Here is a 19,385-nt window from a genome sequence, read left to right as displayed (position 1 = left end):
GCTGCCAGAACCAGAATTCACCCACAGATTCTGGTGAGGAGGCAATTGGAAAAGCAATACTCGCGGGAGTTCGAACTGAACAATGAAGAAGAGTAAGAGTTGCGGTCGCAGGTCTTGTGAGTCAAGTGCTGTGCCTGCGTTTTTCCTAATTATTCTCAGCAGCATTATCCTCGGGTTGCCGATCGGTTCTGTGTGCAAGGAAGTTGATTCCTCGGCGGCTGCGGCGGCATTGCTGCGCGGCGTCGCAACACGCCGGAATGAGTATCGGTCGATAAAGGCAGAGCTGATCCTTGAAACAAGGCGTGTGAAGACAGATCGAAACGCGGTGTCTTATCATTTTAATATTGAGCAAAGCAATGGAAAGAGGCGTTGCGAGCAGCTGAGCGATTCGATCGAGCCTTCGGTGTATATTATCAGCGAAGACGCGGTTTCTGGGTTTATCAGAAGGCCATCTGCCGATTTGGACTTGTTTGATTTGAGTGAAGGAGTCGGCCGCCGGGGCATATATGCTTTCGACCCTAAGATAATTGGATTGGCAAATATCCATGCAGCTCACGCGTCCGTTGACGGCCTTTTGTGGCTGGAGCGATATGACTCAATTACGCATGAAGGTGCAGAAAAGATTAACGGAGTGATTGCGACGCGGATTAAGCTGACTCAAAAAGATATGATATCAGAGTTTTGGATTTCGGAGTCGGATTTTCGTGTCCACAAGCGGACAAATGTATGGGAGCGATCTGGTGAAACGGCTGTCATTGAATCTATTTTTAACGGCGATGACCCAACGTCGCCTTTTCCAACAGAAGTTAGTATTCGGAGCTTCCGCGATGGTCAGGAAACGTATGATACTCTGAAAGTAATTACGATGAACCTTGCAGCGGAGATTGCCCCCCAGCGATTCGAGATCGCATCAATAGGCCTTCCCATAAATACGATGATAAACGATTATCGAATAAATCGGATTGTCGGCTACTGGGATGGAAGCAAGATTTCTCCGGACCCAGTTTTGGATCTCTCAAACCATGAAAAAGATGAGTTAAAAATGTCGACGAGTAACGGGATGCGGTGGCTTGTTGCGCTTGCTAATGTCATCGTATTGTTATTACTCGGCGTCTTGTTTTTGTGGTCGAAGAGGCGCAGGCCTCGCTAGCTTGCGGCTCAGTATTTTTTAATGAATCTAATAGATCGAAGGTACCCGTTCCAATGCTGTCCGGCACGGCATATCTTAACGAGTGAATTCAAGGGTCGAGCACATTTGCCGCGCGATGTGCATTCGTCAATGGCCTGTCTCCGGTGAATGTCCGTCAGTTGATGATCTTTCACCAGGGGGCGAAGTTGTCCCCCGAGTTCCTGGATCATCTCGATCAACTGTTCAGGATCGAAGATTATAGAAGTTTCGGACAGCGAACCGAGTGCCGCGCGACCACATCCTAATCGCGATTGGACATTGGGAAGTTCGCTCGCCTGCTGAGCGGCCCGCAATGATGATCAGGTCGGATTGAAGCGATAAAGCAGCACCAGTGCGGCGTACTGGTCGAAATGAAGTTCTCGGCTCCACGCTTTATCACGAGCGCCTCCGCCGTCGCGCTATCGCTTCAGAAGTGGAATCAACTGGTCGATATCTTTGGGACCGACGATATCTTTTGCTGTCATTGCGCTCGGAGAGTTCGCATTTTCAACTTCAGATGGCGTATCCATACGCTGGCATTAGCCAACGAAGTTGCTTGCGCAAAAAGCGTGCCAAGCTGTGTTGGAGCAGCCCCGAATTTCATCGGCAACGGGTTGCCTGGTTGATCCATTGGGAATCGAAAGAGACTGTCCGGTCCTTCAGACCTCAGAATCTTCTGATTGTGATCTGGTCCAGAACCTATGGCGGCGACGCCTCCGACTCTGGCTAGGAGACTTGCCGGCCAGTTCGGGCCTGAAGATCTGCCGTGCCCAAGAAGGGAAAACTACTCTTCTTCCTTCTTGGGGACGGCGAGAGTGAACGTGACGAGCTTGTCGTCGCGGCGGACCACCAGCTTCAGTTGGTCGCCGCTTTCCAGTCGTCCCAGCTCATCCTGCAGGATACGGCACGACGGAACGAGCAAGTCGCCGACGAACAGGATCAAGTCGTTTGGTTTCAGTCCGGCTGCTTCGGCCAGCGATCCCGGAAGAACACGATCGATGTAGGCTGGGGTTCGTGCCACGACATCGGGAATTGTCACAAAGCCAAAGTCCGCTGCCTCGTATCGTCGGGGTCTTGCTTTGACGATGCCATCTTCGTTTTCGTCGTCTGGTTTCTTGGACGAGAATCGTCCGGCGATGATCTGATCAATGGTTTCACGCAGTTCTTCGATCGGCATCACATAGTTCAACCAGGTGTTCGTCTGCGTGTTTCGTAGCTCTTTTCCGATCATGCCAATCAAGCGTCCGTCCCAAGTGGTCAGGACTCCACCCGCGGCACCGGAATTGTTCGTAACGGCATCGACGACATAGACGGGGCCGGTGTAGGGCGACTCGAAGGCACCGCGTCGTGCTGTCAGGTTGGTTTTTGCGGCGATCACTCCGTGAATCACAGACACGGGCTCGTCGCCGGTCGCGACTTTGAATGCATTGCTGAAGCCCAGTACGCGACTGCCGGGGGCGGCGGTGGTCGCCTGCGTCAGATCGAAATATGGCAACCCTTCTGCTTCGATTTTCAGAAGTGCCATGTCGAGCGGCGGTTCCGCGGCGATGACTTTTCCTTCAAACCGGCGTCCGTCGTGTAAGACCACGGCGACGGTGTCACTGTCCAGAATGTGGCTTTGCGCTGTGACGATATGCCCTTGCGGGGATACCAGAAATCCCGATCCGTACGAGTACAGATTTTTTCCGCCGCCCGCACCAAAAATCTTCACCACTTTGGGGGCGACACGTCCGATCGTGCCCGACATCGATTGTGCCGACGCTGTGGTCGAAGAGGTCAGCAGCACGCTCATGATCGCAAGAATGGGCAACGACCGGATCAGAAACGCGGGATATGAAGATCGCTGATGTCGTGCTGTCATGAGTTGTTGCCAGGTCTGAAAGGCGGGAATCGTCACTCGTGAGGAATTCATCTCAAGGTGAATCACCCGCTATTTGTTGGATTCGGTGGGTTTATCGGTTCCCGTTGATGTTGATGCTTCGACCCCGATCAAGTCGAAGATGCCGTATTCAGTGTCTCCATAGCGGACCATCCATCGGTTGGGAAAACGATTTCCCTGGAACTCGCCATACTGCAAAAATCGAATGTCACACGAATCGCTGTCGATGCCCAGGGACGAGTCGAAACCGATCAGGGTTCCGTCCGATGCCCGGAAGTACCAGCGGCACTCCAGCGTCGATTTTTTCGTGACCAGGACATCGACATGCATCGCCCGGCCGTCCAGCGGCTGACTGCCATCGTAAAAGACCTCATTGAATGCGGTTGGCCCTTCTGTCAGCAGCAACTTGAATTGATAGAGTGCCGCCAGTAAGCCGCCCGTGCCCGGCGGTTCGTCTAGAAAATCGGTTCCGTCGAGGTTCTGGAGTCCGGGGGCGCGTTTGGTGAACTGTGCGGTGAGAGCTTGGGGATACAATTTCAACTGGAAGGTATCTCCGTCAGCGGTTCGTCCTGAAAGATTCCATTTTCCGACGGCTCCGTGCCAATTCGCAAATCGCTCGAGCCCCGCGAGAACGCGTTGTTGTTCCAGGCGGTTGAAGTAGTAGTTGGCGTAACCGGCTTTCTTCTCGAAGAGTTGTTTGTATTCATCGGGAAGTTCGTCCTTGGGCAATTGAGCACTGGTGCCGTCGGAATGTGGCGGACCATCTGGATCGTGTCGTTCTGGGTGCGGCTGTTTGGAGCCTGCGGATTTGGCGATCTCTGACCGCTGATGCAGTGCGGGCAGTTGAACGATGATTTCGTTCTTCTTTCCATCGCGGCGATAGACCAAGGGCAACGACCATCCCGAGGGATAAATTCCCAGAATGTTTTTGAACTGATTCACGCTGCCGATGGGGCGGCCTGCAAACGAAATGATTTCGTCGTCTTCGCGCAGGCCACGTCGGTAAACATCCGACGTTTCGAGAATCGAATCGACCAGCACTGTTCGATCGGAACCTGAACGAACCGTCGCACCCAAGGTCGCATGGTCGACGATCTGGCCGCCTCGCAATTGATCCATGAAGTGCTTGATCTGATTGATCGAGATCGCGTAACCCGCGCCAATGTTCACGCGGCCGCGTTTCTCGACCGCAATCCGTCCATTGATTCCAATCAGCTCGCCCGCAGCATTGAACAAGGGGCCGCCTGAATTGCCGGGGTTGATCGACGTATCGACTTGAATGCAATCGGTGTATTCCAGAAACGTTCCGGCGGGGTACTGATAACGATGGACGCCACTGACCATTCCAAACGTGACGGTCGGCTGAAAGTCCGTTGCCAACAAGAATGGATTGCCCATAGCGTACGTCCAGTCGCCTGCCGAAACGAGATCGCTATCGCCAAGTGGCGCGTGAGGGAAATCGGTCCGTCCCAAGAGTTTCAGCAGCGCCACATCGCCCGTTGGATCAATGCCGACGATGACCGCGTCGTACAGCACACCATCGTTCAGGCCACACTTCATGAAGTCGCCACAGGCGCTCGTGACGTGATAGTTTGAGAGTGCATATCCATCCGGGGTGACCAGGACCCCTGATCCGCCGCCGTTACCGTCCGGCGAGAAGATCGCCACGACTGTCTTCGCGGCTTTGTTCACGATGTCCATCCGCGACTGCTGCGCCTCGAGCACCGCTGGATCGGCGGCGACAAGCGACTCGCCATTCAGGGCGATCAATCCGAAGAAGAGACTCCACAGCGTCTTTGAACACAGCGTTATTGAACTCTTCATGAAGCACTTTCTGAACGGCCATGGACGTGTTGCCACTGCAACATGTGGCTTCTTCTGTGATATCAGGTTCGCTGATCCGATGCCCTTGCGGAAGTGTAGCATCCGAAAAAAGTGAAAATCCGCCTGCGGCAATCGTATCTGATCCAGGTGATCTGCGTGGATCGGATTCCGAGATTTTGTCATCAGAATCGAATCGTGAAATCCTGGAATGATATACTGCCGCGCACGGTCTCGTGTCGCCGATTGAAAGACCTCTGTGATGACGTGGTCAACACCTCATCCCTTGAGCGAGAGTGACATTACATGGCGGATCGAAATGCTCTGATGGCCGTCGCGGTGAAATTCAATTCGGCGAAATTCAAGACGACGAGACGATCTCGATCGCCCATTGCGAAGTCGGGACCGGCCTTGGCGGTGTTCAGTGTTCTGCTATGGCTGATGGCCGATCATCGGACTGGCGAGACTGCTGAAGCCCGGACTTCGATCGAACAATGCAGTGTCTTGGATGTCGAATCCGGCGAAATGGTACCGAACCAGACGATCGTGATTCGCGGCTCGCAGATTGAACGCGTTGTCGGTGCACAGGAAATCGGTCCAATGCCCGGTGATGTTCGAAGGATCGACGGCCGTGGAAAATATGCGATTCCCGGTCTGATCGACGCGCACGTGCATGTGGTGCATGTCCTGGATTTCGCACATGTCACCGGTGACGAAGTCTTACCGCTTTATCTCGCCGCCGGAGTGACGTCGGTTCGCAGTACAGGAGACGAACTGGTTGCGGGCCGATTGGTTGCTCGGTTTGCAGCCAGTCATCCAGAACGTGCTCCGCGGGTCTTTACCTGCAGCCCGTTGCTCGACGGCGACCCACCCATTCATCGTGATATCGGCTACGCGATCACCGATCCGGGTCGAGTCGGCGAGCTGTTCGACGAGCTGAAGGCCTGGGACGTGCGTACGGTCAAAATCTATGCGGGGACCGCACGTCCTGTCGGACGGGCGATCATCGACGAAAGTCATCGGCGCGGACTTTTTGTGACGGCACACTTGGGACGATACTCCGCACAGGATGCCGTGGCCGACGGTGTCAATGGTCTCGAACATATCTGGTCGGTGTTCAACTATGTGATCCCCCCAGAGGTTTCGGGGCAGCCGGGTCATCGGGGGCGGCTGGACGTGAACAATCCACTCAGCGAATCGCTGGTTTCGGAACTGGCCAGACAAAAGATCTTTGTCGATCCGACGTTGAGCGTATTTCGCAATATGTTGCTACTGCCGGACGTTCTTGAGCCGTGCGATCAGCGTGATTGCGAGTCGGTTCCCAAACGATTGCGAGATTTTTGGCCGGTCTATCTGAAGCGATCAGGATGCCCGCAAGGGGGGCCGCTTGAGGACCGGCGACGTGAGTTCGCCAAATTTCAAGAACTGACCGGAAAGCTCTATCGGGCTGGCGTTCCGATTCAGGCGGGAACGGATGCTCCTGAACCGAATGTTCCGCCGGGTTTGTCCCTGCATCTGGAATTGGAACTGCTAGTCGGTTCTGGATTGCCTCCCGCTGCAGCGATTCGTGCCGCCACGCTGAACAATGCGACAACGCTTGGTGAACGCGATCGGTTGGGAACGATTACGGCCGGCAAAGTTGCAGATCTGGTGTTGTTGTCTGCCAATCCGCTGGACGATATTCGGCACACACGCTCGATCGAACGGGTGTTTCACGAGGGAATTGAATCGCACCCTGCCGACTTGTTGAAGCTTGTCCCACCCGAATGAAACCGATTGATCGATCTGTCCGCGGGCGACGTAGCCGTTCAAAGGCCGAGGACGAACTCATTTTCCGTGCTAAAGGGATGGTTGACTCCAGTCGATGCGCTCTGGATTCCAATTGAACCGGGAACATATGCCTGTCCCCTTGTCTTTGGACTGTGCACGATGACGCGGGCGACGTATGTGAAATGCGGCGTGTCCATGGTTCAGCGACGGTGCTCCGCAATGACGTTGCGAATCGATGTGACAATCTCACCAGCATCGCCCGGAAGCAGGCAGTTGGGATTCAGCACGGCCTGATCAGGATTGGTTTCGTCCTCGGCCAGGATGATTTTCTTTGGTCGCGAACGCAATTTCAGGATCAATCGCCGAACGGTCATTCCTGTCGGAGGCGTGCCAGATTCAATGAGCAGGTTGGGATACGGCTGTCCGTTTGCGGCTTGTGAACGTTTGGTAATCCGCAGTTCCGTAATTCCGCTCAACCCTTGTTGGATTTCGTCGATCGCCGCGTGCCATTGTACGATTTCCGCTTGATGATCCCGTTTTGCATACCGTTCGAGTGCCGCCATCAGGCCGATCATCGACTCTTTGCTGACTTTCATCGAGCGGCCAATTCCATGGCGGGGCGGCCGGCTGATCCAGCCTTCGTCAATCCACGCTTGCAGTGACCAGGTTCCCGCCCGAACGTCCATATCGACCATCTGTACCCAGGCGCTGCGGATGAGGCCTGTGCGGCCACACAGGATTCCCGATGCCTGGGGGCCGCCGAGATGCTTTCCGCCGCTGTAAGCCACCAGGTCGGCGCCGCGGTGGATGAAGGACGTTAAATTCTCGACGGGAAGCATTGAGAAGGCCGCATCAATGATGACGGGTAGCCCGTGTCGGTGTGCCAGTTCGATCAAGGCGGTGAGATCAGGGATCTCGGTCATTGACAGCCAGACCCAGCCGATCGCCGCGGTGCGTGCGTGAATCTGGCGTTCAATCTGTGCGAGGGCGTCCGGGGCTTTATAGTCGAGTGAGACCAGTTTTGCGCCGGACAGGCGAATCGGATGGTCGTAGTCGAATGGCCCGGCGAGGGGGTAAATGATTTCATCGCGCGGGCATTGAGACGCATCTGGCAGGGCGTCCATGAGTTCGGGGCGATTCCCCGCCAGGCAGGCCGCGGCCGCCAATGTCAGCGCGGCCGCGGCGCCGCAGGTGATGATTCCCGCTTCGGCCCCGGTGGAGCGCTGGATCAGTTGACTGGCGGCGCGTAGCACGTCGTCGATTTCGACGTATTGCGTACTGGCGGCGGCCATCGCCGCGATGACGTCTGGGTGGGGACAACTGCCACTCACACGGGAGGCATAGCCGACGGCATTGACGATCGGCGGAATTCCGAACTGGGCATAGATATCAGTAGTCATGACGTTCTTTCAAATTCTCAAATCACAAGTGGTGATCCTGCCAATCGAGAAAGACACAAAGCCGCCTCCAGAATTGGATGCGGCTTTGTGCGATGTCGTCAGGTCTGCAGAGTCAGACTAGTTGGCGAACGGGTCGCCAGGGTTCGTGCTTGCGTCCGAGGGGAACACTCCGACCGGATTCGGGAATGTTCCGGCCGCCGTGGGTCGCAAGTAGTAGTTTGCATCGTAGAGCTGAGCTTGAAGGTCTTGAGTCACTCCTACGCCCGAGATGCTTGAGATGAACGAGTTATTGCTGTTCACGTTGAACGCATCGTCGATCTGGAACAGTTGTGCCAATCGTGGGAAACCAGGAGGTCGCGTATCGAACGGATCCTTAAGTCCTTCCCAGATCCAAACGGCACCATTTGGGCTGTCGCTTCCCAGAAGTCCGCCGGACAGGTTGGTCATCGGATTGACGAAGTTCGCAGTGTTACCAATGTTGTTATTCATCCGCAGATCCAACTGAGCCGTTGGGTCAAGTTCGACTTGTGACGGTGTGGTGAGTGAGCCTTTGACACTCGGTAACTGGACGAGCACGGCACCGTTTGTTTGGTTGTACTGAATGAAAGACTCGGTTCGAATCGATGATCCCACGTTTCCTCGCAAGTCGTTGCCCTGGAGGTCTGCTGCCAGGTAAGAGCCGGTACCGATTCGCAGTTTGATGCCGTCGGCGTTGTTGATGTCCTGATTCTGGCCGTTTTCCTTAATCTTGTTGTTTGTCAAGAACAGTTGTGAGTTCGAGACGGTGGCGAGATTCATCCAGTTGCTCAACAGGAATCCGTCCTTGATTTTCGAACTGGCGATCCCGCTGGCTCCATAGTTCATCGCGTATCCGCCTGTCGAGTTCACATAGTCAACAGGGTTGAGCGGCACGTTCGACGATCCTGGTGGATCTGGTGGGCTGAAGAATCCATACTGACGTTGATCTTGGATGAGGCCTGGATTCGATTCGAAGAAGAGCCCGTAGGTGCCGTTGTTCGAAATCACGTTACCCGTAAAATTGAACGTGTTAATTCCGGATTGCCCACCATAGCGACTCCATCGGTCACCGCCCGAGTGTCCAAGCAACTCGATTCGAACCCCACTTTGACCATTGTTGACAATGGTACTGTTGGTGACGTTCGCATTGATCTGTCCATAGCCGTCGTACCAGCGAGTTGTGGTTCTCGTCGCGTATTCGGCAGGGTTAAATCCATCACCAAGCAGGCTGTTGTAGTACAACTGGATTCCATTGCCCTTATTATTGGAGATCGTGGTGTTGTTGACATTCAGCGTCCCGATTCCGGCATGTTCGTATTCGGTCATAAACGTTGCCAGTCCGACGGTATTGGGGTCACTCGAATTCAACTGCGCCGCGGTCAACTGTCGTGACAGGACGACGTCAAAGTCGATTCCATCGCCACCGTTGCCCTGGGCAGCCGTCCCACCGATCAGAATCGAATTCGCATTGAGTGTGACGTTCCCGAAGTTGCCGACGTCGACGTGGATCCCGTCGGCGCGATTGGACTGAATCACGGTCTGGTGGACAGGGGTGACATTTCCGTCACTCTGAATCGTCACATTGTGAACGCCACCTTCCATTTGCATCAGGAAGCCGTTGTTTCCATTATTGGAGATGACCGTATCGCCGTGGACCGAGTTGATATTGAACAACGTCCCGGACTCTGCGTCATCCAGTGGGGCATTCGTGACCTGACTGCTCAGGAAGATCCCGTTGGCACCGTTCCCCGTTGCCTCGATATGGTCGAACGTCGAAGCGATGTTGGCCGCGACGTTTCCAAATGCGGCACCGGGTGCCATGTCGATATGGAAGCCGTTGCCAAGGTTGTTGTTGAACGAACTGTTGAGGACGTTCATGACTTCAACGGATTGACCATATGCATTCATGCGAGCACCATCGATACCATTACCATCCATCGAGCTGTTGATGATATTGATGGTGTTTGCGGTTCCCGTTTGCTGCTGATTCGGATTGGTTGGGTCCGATCCGAGTCCCAGAAAGAACAGTCCGTTCGAAGCGTTGGAGTTCATCGTCGAATTCGAGATGTTCGCCAGGATGAGCGATCCCGCATAACGATTGATTCCAATTCCGTTCTCACCGTTGGAGTCCATGGCTGACTTGGAGATATTGACGTTCAGCAATGACGTGTCGTTGGACGCGAGCTGGATCCCGTTTGCTTCGTTTGCCGTAAACGTGCTGTTATTGTCCACGATCAAGTTCAGGATCCCTCGACCACGCGAGGTGGCGGACAGACCGCTTCCACCGGCATTGTTCGAAGTCAGTCCGTGGAAGGTGTAGTTCGCCGTCGAGTTTCCACCCGCCGACACCGCGATGTTGTCACCGCCCGTCAGAGAAGGATTCACAGCACTACCAATTCCGTTACCACTGACCTGATTGCCCGAGCTGTTGAAGTTCAGCGTGGCATTTCCGTTCGACGAAACGTTGAAGGCGTTGCCACCGTTTCCGGTTGGGTTCGTTGGGTCAGTCGAGTTACCCAGCAAGTTGTTAGAGAGGCTGTTGACGTTCATTGTTCCGTACCCGTCGGCAGAAACGTTAATTCCGTTGTTGAAGTTTGACGTCACGGTGTTGCTTTGCATCAAGACGTCGAATTCTGCGGTCGGTACGGTTCCGTTCATTTGGACCGAGATTCCACCACCCGTGAACACGGGATTGAAGTTGGCATCCGTTCCGATGCCGTTGAACTGCAACGTGTTGTTGGCAATGGTCAGGTCGGTTGATCGGGCGGCACCGTTGGTTTCGACATGGATACCAAATCCTGCGACACCCGAGATGTTGTTGTTTGTGATTGTCGAGGCATTGACTGTGGCATTGCCCGAAGCGGCAATATGGATCCCATCGCTGCCACTGCCGTATCCAGGATCAAGCGGTCCGAATGTCGTTGCGGTTGCTGATGCGGTCGTGATCCCGTTCAAGGTCGTGGTGTGAACGGCTGCACGAGCGGTAGAACCATCGTTGAATGTCACCGTGAGTGTGGAGTTGTTGACCTGTGCCGCCGTCGCGATCGTGGTTCTGTCGCCTTGCAACAACAGGACTGGTGCGTTGAACGATGTTCCGCTGGTGAAATTGGCCTGGTTGAATCCGAGCTTCAACTGTTGACCGAAATCGACCATACCGAGGTTGGCGTTGTCCGCTGGCAAAGCTCCTGCAGCGGCCACGGTGAGTGGACTTGTTCCCGTTTGTACTGCAACGTTGTTGACCGATGCGAGCAGGTTGTCGCCTGCGGCAGGCTGGATCACGACGGGGTTCGGTCGAAGTTCGGTCGGTCCACTTGGTGCGAGCAAGGATGCGGACGACGATAGGTCCCATGTCATCCCTGTGATCGTGGCAGCCGTTCGTCCCGCCAAGGCGGTGGACAGGTTTTGCAGTGTGAATGGATCGGTTCCACTCGTCCCGGTGAAGGTGAATGTGAACTGATCGATTGGCGGCGGTGCATTCAGCGTGTAGGTGTTCTTGATCAAGTTGTTGGTCAGGTTGTACGTGAGCACCGAAGTTCCCGTGACGGCAAAGTCGACGGCGTTGCCGGGGGTCAGGATCTTCGTACCGGATGAGCTGAAGACATCGTTGGCGTAGAACGAGTTGCCAGGATTGAAGGTGGAACCGTCAGGATTCGTGGACGTTGCGCCCCCGATGTTGATGACCGTCGTGCCGCTGTCTGCGACCAATCCGATTCCAAATCGATGGTTGGCGTGCGTCGAAGTTGGTTTGACGCCGAACTCGCTATTGATCACCGAGTCGGCCGCACTTCCAAACGTGTTCTTGAAGATCGAGAATGCCACGTTCGAGTTGTTTGTGCTGTCGATGTGCAATCCATCGAGCACGTTGGAAACGAACGTGTTGTTGACGATCCCGTTTGCTGAAGTCGCGGTGTTCTGGAAGTCCAGCGTTCCACCATTGGCGGTCAGGTTCAAACCATTCCCAAGGTTGCCATCAAAGGTGTTGGAGCGGGTGATGGCGGGAGATGTCGAGGTTGCCGCAGAATCCAGGCCCCCAATGAGGCCCCCGATTTTGGAACCGGCCAGGGCGTCAATTCTCAGGCCGTCTCCGCCGTTGGTCTTGAAGGTATTGTTCTGCACGATGACTTCCAGATTCGGAACAGACGGAGGTGATCCGTTGTTCGTGATCTGGATGCCGTTATTGATGTTGTTCTGGATGGTGTTGTTGAAGAACTGGGCTTGAGTTCCACCGCTGATGGTCCCCGACAGGTTGGTCAGCTTGACGCCGTTCAATCCACCCTCAATGGTGTTGTTGCTGATGTTCACCGCGGTATTGTTGTTACCGAAGATCCCATTGCCGGTCGAACTGCCGACGATGTCAAATCCAGAAACCTGTTGGGCTTTTGTATTCCCGCCCACGAGGGTGATCACGTCTCCGCCCGAGCTGTTGTACAGAATCGGTGCTGCCCCGCCGGTGAACCCAGGGATTGGCAAGGTGATTCCCGGCAGGTTTTCCGTCACGAAGGTCTGTTGAACCGTGGTACTGAGCAACTGCTGACCACTGTAGACGTTAAGCGTCGATTTCGTGTCCAGGTTGTCGTGTGTGCCGTTGATATTGGGGCGGACGAGGATGATGTCGTATCGCTGTTGTTGTGCAACGGAAACGGCCTCGTAGTTGGCGATGCTGCTGAACGGATTGTTCACACTGCCGTCACCGTTCGTCGTGGCATTCGGGTCAATGTTGGCGACGAAGTAAGCCTGATGAGTGTTGGGGTTAATCGCTGCGTCATACGTGGAATAGGTCTCGGTCTTGGCGACGACGCGATTCTGGCGGAAGACGTTCTGGACGAGCTTGTCCTGCACGCGAAGGTTGCGCATCCAGCGGCCGGGACGGCCATTCGGAATGTTCATGAAGACCTGGAACTGAGTGTTCAGGCCGAACATGTGATCGTTCGTCACTTGAACACCGAACGACACGTCTTCGTTGATTTGGGCTTGAATGCGTCCGCTGACCCCGGTGAAACTTCCGGCGTTGGCTCCGGAACCCATGTAGTAGTAGCCACCGAGATAGGCATTCAGACCATAGCGGCCCAGGAATGGAGTGGGACCACCCATTTCGGCGTCCAAGCCCGAGAAGGCTTGTTCAACCGTGTTGGTTCGCAGTAAGCCGATTCCATTTCCGAACAACGCCGCGGTTCCCACCAGGCTTGAATTCAAGACATGGTCGGCGCTGCTGACGGGCAGGTAACCGTTGATTCGGTAGTCGACGTAACGTCCAAGCGATTCCAGGCTCAAGCCCAACTGCTGGTAGGGCTTGGCGTGGCCGTTGTCGAAGTCGTAGAAGCCCGCCACACCAATGATGCGGTCAATGTCTTCCATCCAGTGCCGCCAGCCACCGCCGACGGTCGCACCACCGCGACCATCATAAGTGACCAGGCCCAGGCCGGTGGCGAACAAGATCGACGTGTCGTCGATTTTGTACGGCATGAAGACCCCGATATTGGAGTAGCCGGCGTTGTAGCCATACAGGCCCCCGCCGCGCGAATCCACGGTAAACCGCGGTGTCATCACCTGGTCGACCGCTGACACGCGGAAATAGTTCCCATAACCGGGCTGTCCGGGCCCTCGCGGCGCTGGCATGGATGGAGCGGCTGATGGGCCGAAATCCACGACACCAGGTTGGTAATTCGGGACCTCCTGCACTGTTCCCTGGATCTGCTCGATCTCGGGGACTTGTACCGGGGCCTGTGCTCGTCGACCGAGCTGGACGGTGCCGATGGACTCAGATTCCTGAGCCCAAACCATTCCGAACATGGCCGCCGGAGCGACCAGGCCCAATAAACACCGTTTGACTGTGAGATTCATCGGTTACTCCAGCGTCCTGCTGCGAAAACCCACCACTGTTCCGACCTTGTGTCAGAGCCGACCTGTTGTCAGACCCTAACGGTTATTCCGCCTCTAGCGGTTATCCTGTGTTTTCGGAAAAGTCGGGTGAGTCGGATGAGCGAAAAATCGTTAGAACTCTCACTTTTGGCGTAATCGGAAGATCTCACCTAATTTCCCAGGTTCAACAAGGCTCCGTGTGTTCTTCAAAATCACGGGTCGATCGAGATTCCGTCCCCAACTGACGGAAAATCCGCCGCTTCGGACAGGCAGATTCTGCCGAGCCGTTTCAAGTTGTGTTCGTGTGTTTAGGTGGCAGCTGAAACACGGCGACAGGCCGTTCGGTGATCTCAGCTCACACGTCGTTCAGCGTCGTCGGTCGCGAAGCGGGCAAAGTCGCAGAGTGGTCTTTGGGGAATTCGGTGAGCCGACAGGGCTCAACTGGACGTTGCGCCGTCGCATGTTCGAAGTCGAAACGCGGATTGGAATTCAGGTGAACATTTTTTGCGACAGCGAGTTACGTTGTGATCCGACACCACGGAAGTTACGTTACGACTTCAGTCTTGGGCTGGCCTGTCAATGAGAGTTGTCACGAAAGGCTGTCAAGTGGGGGACAGCTCGAGGTCTTTGATTGTGACAACCCGAATTGTTCTAAGAGCTTCACTGCAGTGACCGGGCTGGGGTGATCGAAGTTTTGACGTACTGACATCCGCGCGACGGACATCACCGCATTTGGGAAGGGATGCCATGACCAATGAACCGACGAGCCCTCTTCCTTCGCCGGATCGTCCTTTGAATTCGCCCAGCGATGTGCCTGCCAGCGGCGGCGGTCCGGTCAGAAAAGCTAGCATTACGACTACGGAGCAGACCGTCGAGGTTCGCGGCGCGACGGCTGAGGTGACGCCTGCCGACGTGATGTCGGCAGAGGTGGGGACGGCACCCGTTCTGCCGTCAGCGTTGAGGGACCCGTTATTCGTGACAAGCACTGGCAGTGTGCGGGATATCTTGAATGACCCTGTCACGCAACATATGAACGCGTTCGCGCCCCTACTCCGTGACGACCAATCCGTCGGGGCGTCTTTGGAACTGATCCGTGACAGCCAGATTCCTGGCCGCGTAATCTATTTCTATGTTGTCGATGGCGAGGGGCGGCTGAAAGGCGTGGTATCGACTCGCAAGCTGTTATTCACTTCGCCGCAAACGAAGATCGCCGAGATTATGGCGACGCAGGTTCTGTCAATTCCGTCGACGGCAACGGTGCTGGAAGCGTGCGAACGTTTCACCGTTCATAAGTTATTGGCGTTTCCCGTCGTCGACGACAACCAGAAGATTCTGGGGGTCATCGACATCGATTTGTATACCGACGAAATTCAAGAGATCGATCGACGCCACGACAGTGAAGACCTGTTCCAGCTGATCGGTGTGCACCTGACGGAAGCTCAAAAGGGCAATGCCGGGCAAGCGTTCATGGGGCGTTTTCCCTGGTTGCTGTGCAATGTCGCCGGCGGGATGCTGTCAGCTTTCATTGCCGACGCCTATCAGGACGTCTCGACTCTGGCCGTCGTCGCCCCGTTTATATCGCTCGTCACGGCACTTGCCGAAAGCGTCAGTATCCAGTCGGTTTCGCTCGCAATTCAGTCGCTTCATTCGCAGCCGTCTCAATGGTCGATGTTCGCGCGGCGGGTGGGACTGGAACTGCTGGTCGGTCTGTTTCTCGGCGCCGCCAGCGGCCTGACCGTCGCCCTGGTCGCCTTCGCCTGGAAAGGCAGCGTACTCGTCGCACTCAGCTTGTTCCTGGGCATCGCCGGCGGTGTCGTCGCGTCAGCGGGAATCGGCCTGAGCATGCCATACTTATTGAAACTCTGTCGCCTCGACCCTCAATTGGCCTCAGGACCGATCGCACTCACGCTCAGCGATATCGTGACCTTGTTCTGCTACTTTAATCTGGGACGAATGTTGCTCGGCGGATTCTGACACCGTCCCGGAAGAACTTTCGGCATGTTTTCGTCGGTGGCGAACATGCAGGATGAGGCCGGCATTCATGATCACGAAGCCCGAGACGAACGTTGTCCAACCGATTGCTTTGGCAGTGGGTGAGACACAAGCGCGAAGCAGTTTGAGAAGTGCCAGGTCGACCCATTGGGGGACTTGCCACTCGTTCGCGAGAAACTGCCCGAAACGCAACAGATTGATCGAGATCAGGACGGGCGCGATCATCGCGCAAAAGCCAGCCATCAAAAGGCAGAGAAACGGGTATTCAGCGATCAAGCGCTGTATACGAGACATCGTCAGATCACCAATCGGTTTTGCTCAACCAAAGTAAGTTGCGAAGGCCAATTCTAGCAACCACGTTCATTGCGGACATGATACGCTGATCCAGCACCCTTGTAATGTTCTCTCTGGAAACGAGACAGATCGCATGGATCTCCTGCTAGGCCTTTTCATCGGGATTGGATTGAGCGCCGCATGTGGATTTCGGGTATTCGTCCCCTTGCTTGGGATGAGTATTGCATCGCAGAGCGGTCATCTCACGCTGGCTTCCGGCTTTGAGTGGATTGGAACCTGGCCCGCGATGTTCGCATTTGGATCGGCAACGGTTTTGGAGATTGGCGCGTTTTACGTGCCCTGGATCGATAATCTGATGGACACCATTGCAACGCCGGCGGCGCTGGTTGCCGGAACAATGGTGACCGCTTCCCAACTTGGTGATGCGTCCCCGTTTCTGAAATGGTCCTTAGCCGTGATTGCTGGCGGCGGCGTTTGTGGATTAATTCAGTCCGGAACGGTCATCACGCGCGCTGCGTCGTCGGGATCAACGGGTGGGCTCGGCAACTTCGCTGTGTCAACGGTTGAACTCGTGTCGTCGATCACGATGACATTTTTAGTCCTTGTCCTGCCGATGATCGCCATGGCGGTTCTGTTCTGTCTGCTGGTCTGGACGGTCATCCTGATCGTTCGCTGGAAATTCCGCGCACCATCTGTCGCAGACCCGCACAGCAATCAAGTGGCCTCAATGTAATTCGTTCGAGTTCACTAAGGATTGGGCGTCAACTGTGTAACAGGCAGTCATGCGCGTTTCGCCGATTTACGTTTGGCCGCAATTGCCGAGCGTTTCAATTGTGCCATGGACGGTTCTGATTTCGCCGACTTCGCATTCCGTGATCTTGCGGTGGACTGCGGCTTGGCCGCCGCCAGACTCTTCTTCAACGCGTCCATGAGATTGATGACGTCAGGTTGATCCAGCTTGCGTGTTGAAGTCCGCTTGTGTCCCTTCAGCTTGTCTTCAATCAGTTCGGACATTCGATTGTTGTATTCATCTTTGAACTCGGCCAGATCGACAGTGTTGCTGTAGAACGCTTCGAATAGTGTCCGCGTCAGTTTCAACTCACTTGGTGTCACCTCCACATCTGTCAGTTGGGCTTCGTATTCGTCGGACGCCTTGACCTGCACCGCATTACTGAGCGTCGTCATGACAAGCAGCTTGCCCACCGGTCGAACCGCGACGAGACTGTCTCTGCCGTTGACAATCCGTTTCCCAAGCGCGATTCGATTCTGTTCGCGCAGACATTGCTCAATGACGGCGTAAGGCTTTCGGGCAATTCCGCCCTCAGGCAACAGATAGGCACTTTGTTCTGTCAGATAGATCGGATCGAGCGCCGACGTCGCAATGATTGATTGAATGTCGATGCTCTTCTCTTCCTTCAGGAATTGTTCCGTCAGTTCCTCTTTCTGGATCACGACATACTCACCTTTGGCAAACTCGTAACCAGAGACGATTTCATCTGCGGGAACCGCCCCATGGATCGGGCACGTCTTGACATACTTGATCCGGCTGCGGCACGACGCATGCAATTGGTGGAAGTGGATTTCGCCTTCGGTTGAGCTCACCGCCGAGTAAGATGTGACGGGGACCGAGACGAGGCTCAATTTCAGAAAGCCTTTCCAATTCGGGCGGGGCATCATTGGGATCACCTGTGAATGAAGGCAGGCCTCTCCTCCATGCACAATTCTCGAAGCTTCCCAAGCTCGCGGATGTTAACCGCTGCAATTCCAAGGCCGATGTCGGAAAAAACGAACACGCCGATGGGGGCACCAGTTGTCATTGAAGTCGGGGAAGGCATGGAGCCGACGTATGATCGATCTGCTTCCACTTTGAACGCGGATCGACTCGTGTTTCCAGTTGTTCACTCGCGATCCCAAATTGACGAGCAGGACCGCGCGATCAAGATCGGACGTCTCTGTCGTCCGTCTGAGAAAATCGAACTCCTGATCGCGGCACGGGCCATTCTGCGGGGGCGATGCCGGGAGGCTCGTGTCTCCACAAGGTCTCCGATTCTCCCATTGTTCGTCCCAGCTCGAACAGGTCTCGCATGGTTTGTGCACTGCCGTTCATGGAATCGAGATTGATGGTCGCATGTTGGGGAACCGCGGACAACCGAAAATCGGCTCCTGTCCGCTGCGCCAGCACATAGGCTCTCTTCAGATCACTTTCCATTTGGGCCTGCATCAATCCTCTCAGGGAGGCGTCCGAGACGCGCAAGATGCCCCCATCGACCGGCCGTCGATCCGGTGCCAACTTGCCGGCGACAATCACGTATACCGTCGAAGGTTTCTCGGCGGGATCTGTCGACCTTCCATCGCCGAGTCCCAGCATTTGTGGCAGCAGAAACAGCGAGTTGCTGACACCTCCATCGGCGTGCAATTCTGTATAGCGTTTGCCGTCGACATCAATGTTGATTTGAATCGGAGGTAGCAGTCCTGGAACCGAGCAGGAAGCCAGCAGAATGTTTCGGAAGAGCGGCAATTTGTTCGGATCATTTCCGGCGGCGATCGCGCCCAGGTCCCACACGACGAATTGTTGCGAGTCCAGGTTCGTTGTTCCGACGTAAAGCCGCCTGCCCTGTCGATGCTCGTGCGCAATCTTCTGCAGCATGTCGGCGGTGACTTCGGTGGCGATGCGTTGTCGCAGGGGTTCGGAATCGGCGAAGGCATTCGACCAGGGAAGTGCCAGAAGCGAATAAGGGCGATAAATCTTCATTCCACGCTGAGACGCGTACAGCCGTTTCAGATCGCCGTCGTAGTCTGAACCCAGAAAGGCGAATGGCGCGATTAACGCGCCTGTACTGACACCCGTCACCATGTCATAACGCGGACGATTACCGGATTCCGACCAACCATTCAGAACCCCGGCGACGAATGCGCCGTTCAACCCGCCACCCGACAAAACGAGGATCTGCTTGGTACGCGAGAATCCGTCGTCGCTTGCCGAACTCTGCTGAATTTCGGAATCTTCGGGCGTCGTCTGTGCGTCGCGATCGATCAGCCGAACCGCGGGATTCAAGGTCAACGGGGGAAATTCCCTGAATGTCGCGCAACCAGCGATCAGGGCGATCCACAAGGGCACAAATCCCCGGCGGATGCATTTCGATAACATGGACAACTCCTTTTGTCACGTTTTCGAAGCCATTCA

Annotated in this window: 11 protein-coding genes; 5 read left to right on the top strand and 6 right to left on the bottom strand. The window is 55.3% G+C overall.

Translation table 11 applies throughout. The features are described 5' to 3' along the window. Positions 1–130 precede the first annotated feature (130 nt). Positions 131–1,150, top strand: a complete 1,020-nt coding sequence (locus tag OSO_RS0123750; protein ID WP_237729328.1) for a hypothetical protein — start codon at positions 131–133, stop codon at positions 1,148–1,150. Positions 1,151–1,952: 802 nt separating this feature from the next. Here OSO_RS0123750 and OSO_RS0123730 read toward each other — a convergent pair. Next, positions 1,953–3,080: a S1C family serine protease gene (locus OSO_RS0123730; RefSeq protein ID WP_010585568.1), complete on the bottom strand. Its 1,128-nt coding sequence runs from the start codon at positions 3,078–3,080 to the stop codon at positions 1,953–1,955. Positions 3,081–3,098: 18 nt separating this feature from the next. Next, complete coding sequence (locus OSO_RS0123725; RefSeq protein WP_040593098.1) at positions 3,099–4,871, bottom strand: S1C family serine protease; 1,773 nt, start codon at positions 4,869–4,871, stop codon at positions 3,099–3,101. 303 nt (positions 4,872–5,174) lie between these two features. Between OSO_RS0123725 and OSO_RS0123720 the strand changes: the two genes are divergently transcribed. After that, entirely contained in the window at positions 5,175–6,638 is a 1,464-nt protein-coding gene (locus OSO_RS0123720; RefSeq protein ID WP_010585566.1) for an amidohydrolase family protein, read from the top strand. A gap of 200 nt (positions 6,639–6,838) precedes the next feature. Here OSO_RS0123720 and OSO_RS44820 read toward each other — a convergent pair whose 3' ends face one another. After that, positions 6,839–8,038: a PLP-dependent transferase gene (locus OSO_RS44820; protein WP_010585565.1), complete on the bottom strand. Its 1,200-nt coding sequence runs from the start codon at positions 8,036–8,038 to the stop codon at positions 6,839–6,841. Here OSO_RS44820 and OSO_RS52310 point away from each other — a divergent pair. Then, on the top strand, positions 8,037–8,159 hold the full coding sequence (locus OSO_RS52310) for a hypothetical protein (protein ID WP_261340391.1): 123 nt from the start codon (positions 8,037–8,039) through the stop codon (positions 8,157–8,159). The two genes, OSO_RS44820 and OSO_RS52310, sit on opposite strands and share 2 nt — an antisense overlap. Here OSO_RS52310 and OSO_RS0123705 read toward each other — a convergent pair. Beyond that, positions 8,156–13,897, bottom strand: a complete 5,742-nt coding sequence (locus OSO_RS0123705; RefSeq protein ID WP_010585564.1) for a beta strand repeat-containing protein — start codon at positions 13,895–13,897, stop codon at positions 8,156–8,158. The genes OSO_RS52310 and OSO_RS0123705 overlap by 4 nt on opposite strands. 765 nt (positions 13,898–14,662) lie before the next feature. On the opposite strand from OSO_RS0123705, the gene OSO_RS44815 reads away from it, so the two are divergent. Together OSO_RS44815 and OSO_RS0123680 are read left to right on the top strand one after the other, a co-directional pair. Next, positions 14,663–15,889 carry a magnesium transporter gene (locus OSO_RS44815; protein ID WP_010585562.1) on the top strand — a complete coding sequence of 409 codons (1,227 nt, stop codon included), beginning with the start codon at positions 14,663–14,665 and terminating at the stop codon, positions 15,887–15,889. 445 nt (positions 15,890–16,334) lie between these two features. Continuing rightward, the gene (locus tag OSO_RS0123680) at positions 16,335–16,934 is read left to right on the top strand and encodes a DUF4126 domain-containing protein (protein ID WP_010585560.1); all 600 of its coding nucleotides are present in this window, start codon (positions 16,335–16,337) and stop codon (positions 16,932–16,934) included. A 47-nt stretch (positions 16,935–16,981) separates the two neighbouring features. Here OSO_RS0123680 and ku read toward each other — a convergent pair whose 3' ends face one another. Both ku and OSO_RS44810 read right to left on the bottom strand, forming a co-directional pair. After that, the gene (gene ku, locus OSO_RS0123675) at positions 16,982–17,878 is read right to left on the bottom strand and encodes a non-homologous end joining protein Ku (protein ID WP_029247392.1); all 897 of its coding nucleotides are present in this window, start codon (positions 17,876–17,878) and stop codon (positions 16,982–16,984) included. A gap of 259 nt (positions 17,879–18,137) precedes the next feature. After that, a complete protein-coding gene (locus OSO_RS44810; protein WP_010585558.1) occupies positions 18,138–19,349 on the bottom strand; it encodes a patatin-like phospholipase family protein in 1,212 nt (403 codons plus the stop codon). Positions 19,350–19,385 lie beyond the last annotated feature (36 nt).

Origin of the sequence: Schlesneria paludicola DSM 18645, assembly GCF_000255655.1 — a bacterium.
Lineage (GTDB): Bacteria > Planctomycetota > Planctomycetia > Planctomycetales > Planctomycetaceae > Schlesneria > Schlesneria paludicola.
This window is presented reverse-complemented; position numbering and strand designations above follow the sequence as displayed.